Origin of the sequence: Larkinella punicea (assembly GCF_003334855.1) — a bacterium.
GTDB classification, from domain to species: domain Bacteria; phylum Bacteroidota; class Bacteroidia; order Cytophagales; family Spirosomataceae; genus Larkinella; species Larkinella punicea.
Genome location: NZ_QOWE01000023.1, coordinates 26,644 through 42,769 on the forward strand (window position 1 = coordinate 26,644; position 16,126 = coordinate 42,769).

The 16,126-nt window shown below is 53.5% G+C and carries 13 protein-coding genes and 1 riboswitch; of the genes, 9 read left to right on the forward strand and 4 right to left on the reverse strand.

Translation table 11 applies throughout. The features are described from left to right. The first annotated feature begins 37 nt into the window (after positions 1-37). On the forward strand, positions 38-1,564 hold the full coding sequence (locus DUE52_RS24160) for a S41 family peptidase (RefSeq protein ID WP_114408645.1): 1,527 nt from the start codon (positions 38-40) through the stop codon (positions 1,562-1,564). A 339-nt stretch (positions 1,565-1,903) separates the two neighbouring features. Here DUE52_RS24160 and atpC read toward each other — a convergent pair whose 3' ends face one another. Continuing rightward, on the reverse strand, positions 1,904-2,152 hold the full coding sequence (gene atpC, locus DUE52_RS24170; protein WP_114408647.1) for an ATP synthase F1 subunit epsilon: 249 nt from the start codon (positions 2,150-2,152) through the stop codon (positions 1,904-1,906). Positions 2,153-2,248: 96 nt separating this feature from the next. Beyond that, positions 2,249-3,772: a F0F1 ATP synthase subunit beta gene (gene atpD, locus DUE52_RS24175; protein ID WP_114408648.1), complete on the reverse strand. Its 1,524-nt coding sequence runs from the start codon at positions 3,770-3,772 to the stop codon at positions 2,249-2,251. 399 nt (positions 3,773-4,171) lie between these two features. On the opposite strand from atpD, the gene DUE52_RS24180 reads away from it, so the two are divergent. The 8 genes from DUE52_RS24180 (at position 4,172) to DUE52_RS24215 (ending at position 13,152) form a co-directional block, all read left to right on the forward strand. After that, the gene (locus DUE52_RS24180; RefSeq protein ID WP_133299936.1) at positions 4,172-7,201 is read left to right on the forward strand and encodes a tetratricopeptide repeat protein; all 3,030 of its coding nucleotides are present in this window, start codon (positions 4,172-4,174) and stop codon (positions 7,199-7,201) included. A gap of 41 nt (positions 7,202-7,242) precedes the next feature. Then, positions 7,243-7,743, forward strand: coding sequence for a hypothetical protein (locus tag DUE52_RS24185; protein WP_114408650.1), 501 nt, complete (start codon positions 7,243-7,245; stop codon positions 7,741-7,743). 49 nt (positions 7,744-7,792) lie between these two features. Further along, positions 7,793-8,530: an ABC transporter ATP-binding protein gene (locus DUE52_RS24190; RefSeq protein ID WP_114408651.1), complete on the forward strand. Its 738-nt coding sequence runs from the start codon at positions 7,793-7,795 to the stop codon at positions 8,528-8,530. A gap of 118 nt (positions 8,531-8,648) precedes the next feature. Then, the gene (locus tag DUE52_RS24195) at positions 8,649-9,413 is read left to right on the forward strand and encodes a carboxypeptidase-like regulatory domain-containing protein (RefSeq protein ID WP_114408652.1); all 765 of its coding nucleotides are present in this window, start codon (positions 8,649-8,651) and stop codon (positions 9,411-9,413) included. 96 nt (positions 9,414-9,509) lie between these two features. Beyond that, positions 9,510-9,983 (forward strand): (2Fe-2S)-binding protein, encoded by a 474-nt coding sequence (locus DUE52_RS24200; protein ID WP_114408653.1) that lies wholly within the window; start codon positions 9,510-9,512, stop codon positions 9,981-9,983. Positions 9,984-10,001: 18 nt separating this feature from the next. Continuing rightward, positions 10,002-12,227, forward strand: coding sequence for a xanthine dehydrogenase family protein molybdopterin-binding subunit (locus DUE52_RS24205; RefSeq protein WP_114408654.1), 2,226 nt, complete (start codon positions 10,002-10,004; stop codon positions 12,225-12,227). An 83-nt stretch (positions 12,228-12,310) separates the two neighbouring features. Further along, positions 12,311-12,667 (forward strand): DUF6152 family protein, encoded by a 357-nt coding sequence (locus DUE52_RS24210; RefSeq protein ID WP_114408655.1) that lies wholly within the window; start codon positions 12,311-12,313, stop codon positions 12,665-12,667. Then, positions 12,664-13,152, forward strand: coding sequence for a DUF6644 family protein (locus DUE52_RS24215; RefSeq protein WP_114408656.1), 489 nt, complete (start codon positions 12,664-12,666; stop codon positions 13,150-13,152). The genes DUE52_RS24210 and DUE52_RS24215 overlap by 4 nt, the downstream gene beginning before the upstream one ends. A gap of 150 nt (positions 13,153-13,302) precedes the next feature. Beyond that, a riboswitch (SAM riboswitch) is annotated at positions 13,303-13,410 on the reverse strand. 313 nt (positions 13,411-13,723) lie between these two features. Here the strand turns inward: DUE52_RS24215 and DUE52_RS24220 are convergent. Together DUE52_RS24220 and DUE52_RS24225 are read right to left on the reverse strand one after the other, a co-directional pair. Continuing rightward, positions 13,724-14,824: a mevalonate kinase family protein gene (locus DUE52_RS24220; protein WP_114408657.1), complete on the reverse strand. Its 1,101-nt coding sequence runs from the start codon at positions 14,822-14,824 to the stop codon at positions 13,724-13,726. Positions 14,825-14,841: 17 nt separating this feature from the next. Beyond that, complete coding sequence (locus DUE52_RS24225; RefSeq protein WP_229312290.1) at positions 14,842-16,107, reverse strand: DUF3472 domain-containing protein; 1,266 nt, start codon at positions 16,105-16,107, stop codon at positions 14,842-14,844. Positions 16,108-16,126 lie beyond the last annotated feature (19 nt).

The following is a 16,126-nucleotide window of genomic DNA, read 5'->3' on the forward strand; positions in this document are numbered from 1 at the left end:
CGGGAACCGAATTTACTGATTTAGTCAGAAAACGAGTATGCGGTTCCTTGCGTTGCTGCTGGCACTGACCATCAGCACAGCTTACGGGTTTCCGGGTCATCCGAAAAAAGCGACGTATCGCCCCCGGATGTATACGGTCGAGCAGTTGCGGAGCGACTTTGCGGTACTGCGGAAGACGCTGGAAGAGCGCCATCCGAGCTTGTACCGGTATGCCCCGCGCGAGGAGATGAACCAAAAGTTCGAAGCCGTGGCCCGGCAACTCTACCGCCCGATGTCTGAAGTGGAGTTCCGGGAGTTACTGCGCCCGCTGATTGTCCAGATTCGTTGTGGCCACACCGATGTGCAGGAATCGCTTTATTCCAGCCGGAAAGGACAAAAACCGCAGCCCGAATGGCTCCCTTTCGATATTATTCTGCAAAATGACCGGATGTTTATTGGCCGAAACCGCAGCACGGACTCTTCGCTGGTTTGCGGTACGGAAGTGCTCAAAATGGGGGGGCATCCGGTCAAGGAAATTATTCAGGCCGCCCGGGATCGATGGCCATCAGACGGCTATAACCAGACTTTCAAGAATTATTTTCTGGAATTATACCACCTTGAAGAAACCTACTGGCGGCATTTCGACGGGCATTCTCCCTGGACGCTGACCGTGCGGGACACCACGAGTTCTGAACGCATCACCACCGTTCGTCGCCGTCCGGCCAGTACGGGTACTATTCCAACGACGCCAAGCCCGGCGACCGTCAAGCGAAGCAGGAAAAACCGTTCTAAAACGGAGGCCTCTTTTTTCGATGAGGATGCAAAATTGCAACTCATGCGCTCGCTGCATTTTCTGAACGGTGATTCGACGGCGGCTATGCTGATTATCAACAGTTTCGGCTATGACCACTACGGGTCCTATCATCGGGAGGTGTTTGAAACGCTGGAAAAACTGAAAGTGCAGGATCTGGTGATCGACTTACGGCAGAATACCGGTGGAAATGCCGAAATCGGCTCGGATCTGATGTCGTACCTGATGAAGTCGGATTTCCGGCAGGTCGACCGGGCCGAAAGCCGCGTCCGCCGGCCTAATTCCTGTTCGTATTTCGACCGGAAAGAGAAGCGGCTGTTGCGGCAGAATTTCCGCTACATGAAATCGGACGGCGGCCGCTACCAGTTTGGCAAGTCCAACGTCGGCTGGAACAAACCGGCTTCCGATCACCGGTTTAGCGGAAAAGTGTATATTCTCACCAGTGGCAGGACCTTCTCGGCGGCATCCATTTTCACCGCCAGCCTGAAAGCCCAGCGGCCCGTAACCATCATCGGTCAGGAAACCGGTGGGGGCGAAGCGGGTTGCAACGGCGGCATTATTCAAACCCTGACCTTGCCAGAAACCCGGCTCCGGGTGCGGTTTCCGGTTTTCTGGATTGCCACCGCCAGCCGGAATCCCGACCAGGGGCGCGGTGTGATGCCCGACTACCCAATTGACTACACCGTTACGGATCGGATCAAGCAGCGCGACCGGGATTTAGAAAAAGCACTGGAACTGATTCAGGATGGCAAGCGGAAAATGACGGTGCGGTAAGGCTTATTGCTTTTTCTGTCGTTTTAACTATTCGATATCGTTTAGATCCTGGTGTTTACGGGCCGAAAAGGCAGACTTATTTAAGCGGGGAGGATTCGATAAATCGAAATCGAAAGCAACGCTAATTAAGTAATTAGCTTGTTTTAGTCGTTCAGCATAGGTTTCGGCTTGTTGCGAAGCATGATATTGTTCGGTCTCCGTGTGCGTACCCATGTGGAAAGCAGTACGATCCAGCTTATACTTAGTTGTCATTGAATGGGGTATTGATCTTGACGAAAATACCATAAAAAAGGACAAGTCTGTGAAGACCTGTCCTTAATGTATATAGTCGATACCCGATTAAGCCGCAATAACCGCTTCGGCCAGTACGAGTACCTTATTATTCAGCACTTCCACCACGCCACCATCGACGGTAAACGTCTGGGTGCCGGAGCTGGTAGCCACCGTAACCGGTCCCCGCGCCAGTGTGCTGACGATGGGAGCGTGGTCGTTCAAAACCTGAAACTGACCCTCCGTACCCGGAAAAGTAACGGCTGTAGCCTCACCGGTAAAGACCTTCTTATCGGGTGTAATGATTTCGAGTTGCATTTTTTTTACTTAAGATGAAAGATTGTAGACATGAGACAAAAGACAACCGTTACAACTGTGTCTCTTGTCTCACCTCTCTTGTCTTTTGATCTACTATTATTTGCCCGCTTCCTTCATCAAACGCTCGCCTTTGGCGGCTGCGTCGTCGATGGTTCCAACGAGGTTGAAGGCTGCTTCGGGCAGGTGATCCCACTTGCCGTCGATGATTTCGTTGAAGCCCCGGATGGTTTCTTCGATCGGAACCAGAACGCCTTTCAAACCGGTGAACTGCTCGGCCACGAAGAACGGCTGCGACAGGAAGCGTTGCACGCGACGGGCGCGGTTTACCGTCTGCTTATCTTCTTCCGAAAGTTCTTCCATACCGAGGATGGCGATGATATCCTGCAATTCTTTGTAGCGTTGCAGAATCTCCTTCACGCGCTGAGCGGTATTGTAATGCTCATCACCCAGGATTTCGGCGGTCAGAATCCGGGAGGTTGAATCCAGCGGATCCACCGCCGGGTAAATACCTAACTCGGAAATTTTCCGACTCAATACCGTCGTGGCATCCAAGTGGGCAAAGGTCGTGGCCGGTGCCGGGTCAGTCAAGTCATCGGCCGGTACGTAAACCGCTTGTACCGAGGTGATTGAACCCCGTTTGGTCGACGTAATCCGCTCTTGCATGGTTCCCATTTCGGTCGCCAGCGTGGGTTGGTACCCTACCGCCGAAGGCATCCGACCCAAAAGAGCCGATACTTCCGAACCTGCCTGCGTAAACCGGAAAATGTTATCGATAAAGAACAGAATGTCACGGCCTTGTCCGGTTCCGTCCCCATCGCGGAAGTGTTCCGCAATGGTCAACCCTGACAGGGCGACACGGGCGCGGGCTCCGGGAGGTTCGTTCATCTGACCGAAAATGAAGGTAGCCTGGCTTTCTTTCAGTTCTTCCGGATCAACTTTCGACAAATCCCAGCCGCCTTCTTCCATGGAGTGCTTGAAGTTGTCGCCGTATTTGATAATACCGGCTTCGATCATTTCGCGCAGCAGGTCATTCCCTTCACGGGTCCGTTCTCCCACACCGGCAAATACCGAAAGACCAGCGTATGCTTTGGCAATGTTGTTGATCAATTCCTGAATCAATACGGTTTTTCCTACCCCGGCACCACCGAACAGACCGATTTTACCACCTTTGGCGTACGGTTCGAGCAAGTCGATGACCTTGATCCCGGTGAAAAGTACTTCGGTCGACGTGGCGAGGTCCTCAAACTTCGGAGCGTTCCGGTGAATGGGCAAACCGCCGGTGCTTTTCGGCTGCGGAATCCCATCGATGGCCGTACCCACGACGTTGAACAACCGTCCGCGAATTCCGTCGCCAGTCGGCATGGTAATCTGAGTGCCCAGGTGGACCACGGTCATCCCGCGCTCCAGTCCTTCGGTGGCGTCCATCGAAATCGTCCGGACACGGTCTTCACCGAGGTGCTGCTGGCACTCCAATATAACTTTTTGGCCATTGGCTTTTGTGATTTCCAGAGCATCCAGAATCGACGGTAGCCGCGACCCTTCGCCCTCAAAACTCACGTCAACAACCGGGCCGATCACCTGCGTGATTTTACCCGTATTCGTTGCTGTTGCAGTTGTCATGCTATGAAGTTGAGAAATTTTAATAGGAAAAGCGTACTCAATGCGACCGCAAAATTAGATGATAATTTGCTTAAACCCAAGTTGCCTTTTAATCTATTTTTAAGATTTACAAGACGAAATCGTTTTTGTTCCAGTTAGTTCGCTGATAATAACCCCAATCCTGCGGTTTGCACAAAACAAAGATTTCAGCCCGAATCGGTCTTATTTGTATGTAAACAGGTTAAGCGGCTCGTCTTCGGACCGTTGAAGAGGAATTGATCCGCCTGGCTGCGGGTCAATAAAAATAAATGGATTTGCCGGATCAAACCCGAAAACACGCACTAACTAATCCGCCCCAGCGTTGCTATGGGTAGTTTAACCGGCAAAGTTTTTGAAACTTGCCGGTTCGTTTTTGATCCTATGCTTTTTTTCTGGAAAAACTGGAATACCGCCCATCGAATCGCCTACTGGGCGGGTTTATTGCTATTCGTTACGGCCATCACGGGCATGATCTGGGCCTGGGTGAAAGGTTTGCAAAACGTCGTTCGCTGGGATGTGCTGAGCGAGCTGACGGAATTGCCGACGTCCATCGGCACCTTTACCGATGGTTTGTTTGATTACTCCGTTGCGGGTAAAGCCTATGTCGTTACGGAACAGTTCGTTGCGTCGGCCATGCAGGTGAATGTGGTGGCCGCCAAGCTGGTTACGCTGGGCATTTGCGTGGGGCTGGCATTCATTCTGTCGGCGGTCACGCGGCTGCAACGCTGGCCGTATCTGATCGCCATGGGCGTGTTGATTGTGCTCGTCGCTACGTTCCGGCTGGAAGTGCTGCAACTGCCCGGTTTTTTAGGAACGGCTTTCGGGGGGCGGTTGCCGTTTGTGCTCGTCGTGCTGGCGCTCGGTCTGGTCAGCTATTATTTCCATGCCTTCAAATCGTATGTTTCGCTGCCCGTTCGTCTCGCGGTTTTCGCAGGCATGATCGTGCTGGGCTGGCTGGCGGTCGACCGGCTGGCCGGACAACCCTTACCAGCGTCGGCTTTTGTCGGCTACGCGCTGCCGGGTCTGCTGGTGATTTCGCTGGGATTCATTTTCTGGATTTCGACGGAGAGTATTGCGGCTCTGGTCTACCTGACCTCGGTGACCCGAAACAACCGCAACGACCGATCGGGACGTCCGCTGGGCATGAACAATTTCCTGTTGATCAGTTTGTTGTATCTCGTCAACCTGCTGTTGATCTGGCTGAGTAACACCAAAGTGATTGCCTGGAATCCGGTGGTAATCAGTCCGTTCGTTTTGTTTGTGGTTTCGCTGGTGCTGGGCATCTGGGGATTTCGGCAGCAATTGCGCCAGAATGAAGCCTTTCTGTCGTTTCGCGATGGCGGGGCGTTTCTGTATCTGGGTCTGGCACTCATCACCGTCATGACCATCACTTATGCCTTTGCGTCGGCCAACGATCCGCTGGTGGAAGCCCTGGAGGACATGATCGTGTATACCCACCTGGCCGCCGGATTGCTATTTGTCGTCTACGTGTTTTTTAATTTTCTGCCGATCTACCGCCAGGGCTTGCCGGTTTATAAGGTGCTGTACAAACCCACGCAGCTTTCGTTGCAGCAAACCCGCTTGATTGCCGCCGTGCTGACGGTACTGATTGGAGCCTATCAAAGTTTCTTCACCTTCAAACAGGCCACCGCCGGGTATTTCAATACCGTCGGTGATTTTCATGCCGCGACGGGCGAACTGCGCGTGGCGGAGCAATATTATACCCTCGCGTTAGGCAGTGAATTTCAGAATCATAAATCCAATTATGCCCTGGCGTCGCTGGCCCTGACGCAGGGCGACAAGGTCACGGCGGCTTATTATTTCAATCAGGCCTTGTTGAAACAGCCATCGCCCCAGGCCTATGCCGGACTGACGTCGGTGTTGCTGGGCGACAACCTGTTGTTTGAAGCGATCAAAATGCTGCAACGGGGCATTCGTGCTTTCCCCAAAAACGGCGAATTGCAGAATAACCTCGGCTACCTCTACGCCCGGACCAGCGTGGCCGATTCGGCCTACTACTATCTGGCAGCATCGACCGGCAATACCGCCCGAGAAGAGGTTCCGCAAACCAATCTGCTGGCGTTCTGGGCGCGCAATCCACGGCTGGTGTCGCTCGATTCACTGGCGAATGCGTCAAAACCCGGCACCTATGAATCCTACGAAGCCAACCGGGCCGCTTTGGCTTTTTTCCGGAATACCGCCGACAGCGTGGCTGTTTCGCGTCCGGCCTGGCTTAACGAACCGCACACGGAAGAAGGACTGAATGTATCCCGGTTTGCCCGTTTGTATAATTATGCCGTTCAAAACCGGCGTGCCGACACGACTTTGATCACGGTTCTGAGACGGACGGGCGAGAATCCGGCGAATCAGGATTTTACGGACGATTTGCTCTTTGCCCAATCGGCGGCCCAGTATTATACCGGCAACAAACGCATCGCTTTTGAAATTACCGAGCAACTGGCCCGCGATAACCAGCAAAACGGGGCATTTTATAACTTCATCTCGGGGCTTTGGATGATGGAACAGGGCCTGAATCGGAAGGCTGCCGATATCCTGGCGCAAAATGCCGATACGCTTTCGATGTATTATCAGGCCCTGGCGCTGACCAAATCCGGTGATCCGCTCATCGCCCGGTCGCTTTGGGAAATTGCCGGGCAGAATGACCCCGGTGTGCGGAGTCTGGCGGAGGTGTTATACGGCCAGAAACAACCGTCGTCCGATCTGGAAAAAGCCTTTGTGCTGCTGTATGACCCGCTGATCGATCAGGCTGGGCCGCAACGGGCCTTGTATAGCTCCATGCGGGATGATAACCTGAAAACGATTGTTGCGTCGACGCTGGTCACCCGGTATTTGGGCTTGAAACAGGTACCGGTTGCCCAAAGCTGGTACGAACAAATCCCGCAGGAAGCGAAACTGAATGCGTATGCCGGCTCCGCGATGACCATTGCCTATCTGCGGCTGCGGAATGCGAAAGGGCAGTATGATCAGACGATTACGGACGCCCGGCAATCGGTCGTGGCGGCTTTTCAGGCAGAAAAAGAGCTGGTGGTCGCGCAGGCCTATCAGGCCAAAAAACAACCGGCTGAGGCTCGCCGGTTGTTTGAGGATGCGCTTTGGCGGGCACCGTTCAATGCCGAACTGGTGGCGGCTGCTGCCGGTTTTGAGCGAGACAATGGCCAATCCGAAAAAGCCTACAATCGCGTACTCGAAGCCCTGCCCCTGAACGAACGGAACCCGGCCTTGCTGAAACTCTATGCCTTGCTTTGCCTCGATCTAGGCCTGGCCGATTACGCCGAAGAGAGTCTGGCGCGGTTGCGGGCGGCTACGTCGCCTGCCGATTATCAGGCATTTCTGGTAAGCTATCAGGCGAAACGAGCGTTGATTGAAAAACAGCGGGAGGCATTTCAATAAATTGAGTAAGTTTAAGAGGTGGTTTCTACTCCCCTCTTTTTATGGAAAAGCAACTTCACTGGGTTAAAGCAGCGTTCAGCCGGAGCGTGGTGATCATGAAAGGTGATGAAGTCGTTGGTGGCATGCACCGCGACCTGTTGGTGCGGGACGTCGATGCGCACCTGAACGGCGTTCACATCTTTTTCGACGTTGCGGGGTTTCTGGTTCACTCGGTCAATATCCATGACAAAACGGCTGGTGATCAAATCATTGGCCGGATTGATTTTGAAGGCTTCAACGGTGCGGTTGTTCACCTGGAAACCGGTGAAAAATACACCTGGCAGCGTGAAAATTTCATGATGCACGAATGGAGTCTCGTCGCCGACAAGCCGGAGTCAAAAACCGCTCAGGAGATTATTCATTACGATCGCACCCGGATGTTTCTGGCCGATGAAGGCACCATTGAGTTGGTGACCGATTTGCCAAACGCCGAAATGCTGATCCTGACGGGCTTGTTTGTCCGAAATTATTTTCTGCGTAAACGCAAAATTGCCGCCACCTAGTCACCGTAGTCATGCGGTTTTCGTATGGCGTTGACGCTTCTAACTGATCATGAGCAAAAATATTATTGAAACCAACGAGATCTCAAAACGGTATGTGATGGGCAGCGAAGTCATCGAAGCGTTGAAATCGGTGACCATTACGATCAAAAAAGGCGAATACGTGGCGTTTATGGGGCCGTCGGGTTCGGGCAAATCGACGCTCATGAACATCGTTGGCTGCCTGGATACGCCTACCTCGGGTACCTATATCCTGAATGGCCTGGATGTCAGCAACATGAGCGAAAACGCGCTGGCGGAAGTTCGGAACAAGGAAATTGGGTTCGTGTTTCAGACTTTCAACCTGCTGCCCCGCCAAACTTCGCTGGAAAACGTAGCCTTGCCCCTGATTTACGCCGGTTTTAACAAAGCCGACCGCACGGAAAAAGCCATGCAGGCCCTAAAGAACGTCGGGCTGGAACACCGGGCGGGCCACCGTCCCAACGAGCTTTCCGGTGGGCAGCGGCAACGCGTGGCCGTGGCACGGGCACTGGTGAACGATCCCAGTATTCTGCTGGCGGATGAGCCGACGGGTAACCTCGATAGCAAGACGTCGTACGAAATCATGGATCTGTTCGATCAAATTCACAGCAAGGGCAACACGGTTATTATGGTGACGCACGAAGAAGACATTGCCGAATACGCCCACCGCATTGTCCGGCTTCGGGATGGCCTGATCGAAACCGACCTCATGAACGCCAACATCCGCAAAGCCAGGGCATTCATTCAGACGGCCGAAGAAGAACATTGACCGGGCGGTTTGGTTCTATTTCTGTATTTCCGGAAACCTAAAAAATGTTAAAATCCGACCGGCCCATCCTAAAAACGGTTAGCTTGCAGTCGGATGATAGCACAGGTTTTCCCGGGGTATGAAAAAAGCACTACTTTTCTTTCTGTTTTCTGTACTAACGACAGCGGTCGGCAGCGCTCAGGACATCCGAAACGGTTTGGTAGTCGATAAGAGCAGCCAGAAACCGATCGTGTCGGCCACCGTACAAAACACGTCGCTTCGTCGGGCCACCCTCAGCAACGAAGCCGGTCATTTTCGGATCACGGCTTTCCCCAACGACACCCTGCTGATTTCCTGCATTGGTTATAAAACCGTCCAGCTCGCCGTTCCGCCCACGGAGCAGGAATTGGTGATTGAGATGGTTCAGGATGTGAAAATGCTGAACGAAGTCGTCATCAAAGGCTGGACCGAAAGCCGTTTCAAGCAGGAATTCATGAAGCTGAACATTGCCGAAAAACCGCTCATCGAAATCAAAACACCGCCGGAACTCGTCGGCATCTCCATGGGGAATATCGGTCGAATGGGCTACGACTACGCGACTCTGGCCCCCAAAATGACGCTGAAAGGACCGGTTTCTGCGCTGTACGGCAAGTTCAGCAAAGAAGCCAAAAACGAGCGGAAATTACAGCAATTCACCCAAGCCGAGCAAAACAAGAAACGCTACCAGTCGCGCATGGATCCCATCTGGATTTCGCGCATCACGGAGCTGAAAGAAGAGCGGCTGACGGCTTTTATGCAATTCTGCAAACTTCCTGAAAAATTCGTTCTGGAATCGACTGAATATGACCTGATTGTTGCCATTCGCGGCTGCCTCAAGGATTTTCTGGTGCAGGAAAAAGGATAGGCGTCTCTACCGCCGACCAACTGCGGGTACTTCTTGTCAACAAATTGCTTTTTTACGGGTTGTTCCTTTATTTACCTGTGAATCAAAAGCAAGACGATGAAAGCCCGGCTGGTTATTGAGGTAAACCGAAAACCGTATCCGGTGGAGGTCGATCCAAATACGCCCCTGTTGTACGTATTGCGGAATAATCTCCAGTTGAACGGCCCCAAATACGGCTGCGGTCTGGAACAGTGTGGTGCCTGTATGGTGCTACTCGACGGAAAAGCGACGCCCAGTTGCCTATTACCGGTCGGAACAATAAAGAAACAATCCATCGTCACTTTAGAAGGACTTACCCAACCGAACGGATCCTTAAGTCCGGTACAACGGGCATTTGTGGAGCAGCAAGCCGCGCAGTGTGGCTATTGCCTCAATGGCATGGTGATCTCGGCAACGGCGTTGCTGGCTGAAAATAAACAGCCCGATGATATCGCCATTCGCCAGGGCATGGAGCGGGTTTTGTGCCGGTGTGGAACGCAGTCGCGGATCATCCGGGCCATTCGGCAAGCGGCCAAAGAAGCCAATCCGTAACGTTTAAATTCTCCCGGAATGAAAGAAACTGCGGACTCGATCACCCAATCCCGACGAAATTTCCTGAAAACCGCCGGTTGCCTGACCATCGGGTTTTCGTTTTCCTGTCAGCCGTTGTCGGCTTCTGAAAAACCACCCTGGCAGGATTCTCTGCCGGGGAGCCTGCGACAACAGCCCCAGATCAACGCCTGGCTGGAGGTGCTGGACGACGGCCGGATTCGGATTTTTACCGGCAAACTGGAACTGGGACAGGGCATTCGCACCGCCATTGCGCAGGTGGCCGCCGAGGAACTGGACATGGATTTGAACAAGGTCGAGGTTCATCTGGCCGAAACCGGGCGTACACCCCACGAAGGCTACACTGCCGGGAGCGGTTCGATTGAAAACAGCGCGATGGCCGTGCGGTACGCAGCCGCAGCCGCCCGACAAAAACTACTGGAACTGGCCGCCAACCGGTGGGATAAACCGGCCGATCAGCTCAACGTAGCCAACGGGAAGGTGCAGCAGAAAACCGGCGCAGAGCAGTTCACGTTTGCCCAATTGCTGAATGGAAAGCAACTGGAAGACGACGTTCGGTTGCCGGTTGCGCTCAAACCCAAATCCGACTACCGCTGGGTGGGCAAACCCATTCCCCGAACCGATATTGAGCGAATGGCGCGTGGAGAGCCGGTTTATGTCCAGGATTTGCGGTTTCCGGGCATGGTGCACGCGCGGGTGGTCCGACCACTGGCGCAGGGTGCCAAACTTCGCTCTTTTGATGTAGCCGCTTTGAAGAAAACCGTACCGGGTGTCTTGAAAACCGTCATCAACGGCAATTTTTTGGGCATTCTGGCAACCGAAGAATACGAAGCGGTTCAGTCCCAGTTGTTTGCCCGCGAACAGGCTCGCTGGGAAACCGCCAAACCGTTGCCGGACGAAAAAAAGCTAGCCGAGTACATCAAAAAAATACCGGCTAAAACCCGAACGGTAAAAGAATCCGGTGATCTCAAAACGATACAACAGCAGGAGGGAAGTTTGTTGAAAGCGAGTTATTTCAAACCGTATCACATGCACGGTTCGATAGGCCCGTCCTGCGCGGTGGCGCTCTATCAGGAAAACAAGCTGCACATCTGGACGCACAGTCAGGGCGTTTATCCGCTTCGGGAGGCACTTAAAGAGATGTTGGGGCTGGAAACGGACGCGATTCATGTCGTGGGCGTTCCCGGTTCGGGTTGCTACGGTCACAACGGCGCGGACGATGTCGCGGCTGATGCGGCTTTGCTGGCGATGGCGTATCCGGGTAAACACGTTCGGCTGCAATGGTCGCGCGACGACGAACACGGCTGGGAACCGTATGGCAGCGCCATGAGAATGGAAGCCGAAGCCCGGCTGGATCGCTCCGGAAAAATAACCCACTGGCGATATGACCTCTGGACCGACTCCCACAGCACCCGACCGGGCGGTGAGCCGGGGAATCTGCTGGTAGCCCGGTCGATTGAAAAACCGTTTTCTGCGCCTTCGGGCGGGTATAGTGGGGGCGGTTATCGCAATTCGGAGCCGTATTACACCATTCCGAACCTAAAAGTCGACGCCCATTTTTTTGAAGGACCGCTGCGGGTTTCGGCCTTGCGCAGTCTGGGGGCCTACGCCAATGTGTTCGCGATTGAGTCGTTTATGGACGAACTGGCCGAAAAAGCCGGGAAAGATCCGCTGGAATTCCGCCTGGCGCATCTGGACGACGAACGGGCAATGGCCGTTGTCAAAAAACTTCAGGAATTGACGCGCTCCGAAAAAATGGCCGCCAATGAGGGAATCGGATTTGCGTTTTCCCGTTATAAAAATGTGGCGACCTACTGCGCCGTTGCCGCCCGGGTTTTCGTTGATACAAAAACCTGTACCGTTCAGGTTCGGAAAATGTGGTCGGTGATCGACGCCGGTGAAGTGATCAACCCCGACGGCCTGAAAAACCAGACCGAAGGCGGCATGATTCAGTCGGCCAGTTGGACGCTGAAAGAGCAGGTTACCTTTGGACGTGAGCACGTCAGCAGCCGCGACTGGCGTTCGTATCCGATCTTCCGGTTTAGTGACATCCCGGAAGTCGAAGTCGTAATCATTGATCGACCAACCGAAAAACCGCTGGGTGCGGGCGAAGCCGCCCAGGGCCCCACGGCGGCCGCCCTGACCAACGCCATTTATCGCGCCTGCGGCAAGCGGATTCGGGATTTGCCGATTAACTTAGAAGTAAGAGGTGAGACAAGAGAGTAAAGACGCAACAAACGCGCGTTTTGCCCTGCTGTCTCACTTCTCTTTACTCTTTCATCTATATTCCAACATAACTCCAAACTCCCATGACCTTACTGAAAAATTGCTCGTTTGCGCTGCTCCTGTTTCTGGGAACCGCCTTTGCGCCCCTCCACCACGGCTGGGGTGATTATGACCAGACCAAAGTGCTGGATTATACCGGCACCATCGAGGAATCGAAGTATGAAAATCCACATGCCACGGCCAAAGTGAAAGACAAGGACAAAACGTGGCTGGTCTATCTGGCCCCTACGAGCCGGATGAATGAACGGGGCGTTAGTGCGGCCATGCTGAAAAAAGGCGGTTCGCTGCGGGTGGTGGGTTATCCGCACAAAACCGTCAAAAACGAAATGCGGGCGGAGCGGATCTTCATCGACGGGCAGAAATACGAACTGCGTAAATGAGGCTGGGCATTCCCGTCGAGTGGCTGCAAGGCATTGAAAACAGTGTGCTGGCCGTTGCTATCCGTCAGTCACTTTGGCTATATCCGGCGCTGGAAATTGTGCACATCATTGGGATTGTCCTGGTGGTCGGCGGAGCCTTTCTGTTTGATTTCCGGCTGTTGGGCTTTTCAAAAAAAATACCGGTTGCCGATCTGGCCACGCACGTACTGCCCTGGTCGCGGAGGGGGCTGATTCTGGTGATTCCGTCTGGTTTACTGCTGTTCAGCACCAATGCCGAAGCGCTGGGAAAAGACCCGACCTTCTGGTTGAAAATGGCGCTGTTACTGGTCGCTGGTATCAACGTGGCGGTTTTCCACCGAATGACCTTTCGATCCCCAACGGGCTGGCAGGCTGGTCAAACGCCGGTAGCGGCCAAAGCGGCCGCCTTGGGTTCCATCCTGTTATGGTTGGGTACCATTGCCTGTGGCCGTTTACTGGCCTATTGAATAAAATAAGGCTAAAAATGCGAATAGCCAACGATTAGAGTCGTTGGCTATTCATTTGTGTGGTGTGTGACTTACCGGATCGGACAGAGATGCCAGTCCTGATCGGGGTCACAACGATGCTTCGTTGGTTGATTTTTCATGATGGTTGTTAATTTATAGTTCCTAATTTTTTTAGGCAGGTTAGCACTGATTCCACGGATCGTTCGGAAAGTTGCTAAGGGTTCATCGAGCCTGTCTCTCCCCCTTTCTGTATAAATCTCGAACCGGCGCACCGGCAACTACTAGTTACCAGAAGTAGTCATTGAGATAACGATACAAAAGTAAAACACGGTTTTTTGTATTCCAAACTAAATCTATATTTTTTATAGGGTATTGATGGGTTAAATAATTATACATTGTGGATCGTCTCGTAGAGACAGAATGTTTATAGCTATTAATAGCCAGATTAGGGGCCGCCTGCCGTAGGTAGGCAACCGTTGCCTACCTACGGCAGGCGGCTGGAAGCAATTGTAGCGGTTCCTACAAACATCAGATGCCTAACGGCATCGGAACAACGCTCAATGTGTCAGGCTTAATCTTCAACCGGCAGTGGTTGCGGCAGAACCGAAACCCCCTGATCGACCCGGATGATGTACGCCTTGCCGCCCGCCCGCTCGATGGCTTCGGCCACGGCTTCCGGTTTTTCGGGTGCATAGGCAAACATGCAGCCACCGCCCCCCGAACCGTTGATTTTTCCGCCGTAGGCACCCGCTTTGAGGGCTTCGTCGATCATCCGGTCGATTTTCTGGGTCGAAACGCGCTTGGCATCCCGCAGACTGTTCTGGTGAATGGTGAGCAAAGCACCCAGCCGCTGGTGATCGACGGTTCCGCTTTGGAGCATCGCCAGGGCTTCCCGCAAGACGTCGCGGTCGGAGAGATTTCCTTTCAGCAACGCCATTTCGTCGGGCGTCAGGATCGACCGGTATTCATCGGCAGTTTCCAGCGGGTAAGTCGTGAGCAAAAAGGCCGGGTCATACTGTTTTATTTTTTCCATCGCCCGAAGCATCCCGAATTTGACGTGTTTCAGCACGCCTATGGTGTCTTTCGGCTGGCGCGAATCGCCCAGCACAAACGCACAGAGTTGGGGCTGAAACGATTCCAGATGGATTTTCGGAACGGATTCCAGGTAAATCACCCCGCCAACCGCCGTGGCGTAGTGGTCCATCATGCCACCGGGTTCGCCAAATTCCAGCACTTCGGCGGCATAAGCGAGTTCCGCCAGCTTTTCGGGCGACAGCGTTTTCGGGTTGTCGGCAAATTGGGTGAGAATCGCTAACCAGGTGATCAGCAGGGCCGAAGAACTGGATGTGCCCGCATTGATGGGAATCTCCCCCCGGATTTCTCCCTGAATTCCGGTCGAAAACCGGAAACCTTCCCGCAACAGAATGTTGACCGCGCTACGAAAATAATCCCGGTCTTGCCGGTACGTCAGCGGAAGGGTTGCCAACGAAAACCGTTCTTCGGCGTCGATGTCGGGCAGAAACAGCCGAACCTCCGACTTGGTGATGGGTTCGGCGGTAATCCGGATGCGTTGGGAAATGGCAGCGGCAATAACGGGCAGACCCAGATAATCCTGGTGTTCTCCGAATAAACAGATGCGGCCCGGCGTGGATATAGACAGCGGAAAGGACATAATCAAACAATCACAAATTAGGGTAATCGGGAAAAATCAATGGGTGGTGCTTTTTTGAGCGGTTTCCGCATAAAGTCGGTATTAAGCGGGACATTTTCGTCGAAAAAACCGCAATTCCTGAGAAAGAATTGATTTTTTTGCGATAAACCGCCCGCATAATCCTGCCGAAAACCGGCCCGGGCGGTGGCGTCGCCGGTAAATTTGGCGCTTACCAATTCCTGCCAGACGCCTTCTTTGCTCCGAACCCACTGGTTTCCAAAAGCCACCTGCCGCGACGTATTACCCGTATTCGGCATGAAATTCTCCAGAAAAGAGTGGGGCGATTTGAGGTACGTCGTCGTCTTCGGGCGTTTGAAACTGGCGATCAACTGCCAGTCTTTGTCCTCAGCATCGGAGAAATAGGCCGTATAGGTGGTGTACCCGTTTTCCGTTGGTCGGCCCCGGAGCAAAAACCGGTAGGTCCGGCCCGCTTTCCAGTTGTAGCGCAGGTAACTCTGGCCACCGGACCCTTCGTTGCCGAAATCATTGGTCGTTACACCCTCACCTTTTTTCTCCAGCAGGATTTTCTGATCGTCCGGAATGTCTTTCGGATTGTCGGTTTTGAACGGACTCCAGACCGAGAACAGCACCCGCCGTTCGGTCGGCGAATTGACCTGCATCCCAAAATAGCCCTCCGCAAAACCGTTCGCCATGAAGTAGGAACCCAGCACGTCGCTGCCTTCAGGAACCGTAATTTCGTTGTAAAACCACTCCGAATCAGAATGCTCCGGTGCGGCATATTTCAGGTGAACCGACGGCCCGCGCCGACCCCAATGGAAATAATTGCCCTGGTTGTTGCGGACAAAAACCGTCTTGTCATCGACTAAATCTCCACTGATACCGAGTTCACGAAGCAGCCCGAACGCCGGGCCGGATTTGGTCACTCCCTGTAGGTCAATCTTGACGTAGCCCGGTTTTTGAACGGCCCATTCGCCGACGTAATAGTCCTTGTCCGCGTTGCCGCTGGCCGAAAATTCGACGGATTTCCCCAATACACTCACCCGGATCCTGCTTTGGCCTTCCGGAACGTTCATCATGGCCGACAGTTTCAGCGTTCCGGCGCGGTCGAACCGGATGTAGGTGGAAACGACACTTTCCGGATGGCTCCAGCCGGTCAGGCCGTCGTTGGTGATTTTTTCGGGAGAATGAGACGGTTTCGTTACCCAGGCGTTGCCGCCGAGGGGCACCGACAAGCGATTCGCATCGTGCGAATCGCCGGTCAGCGCGAATAACCAGGTACTCACTAAAAAAAGGATCGGATTC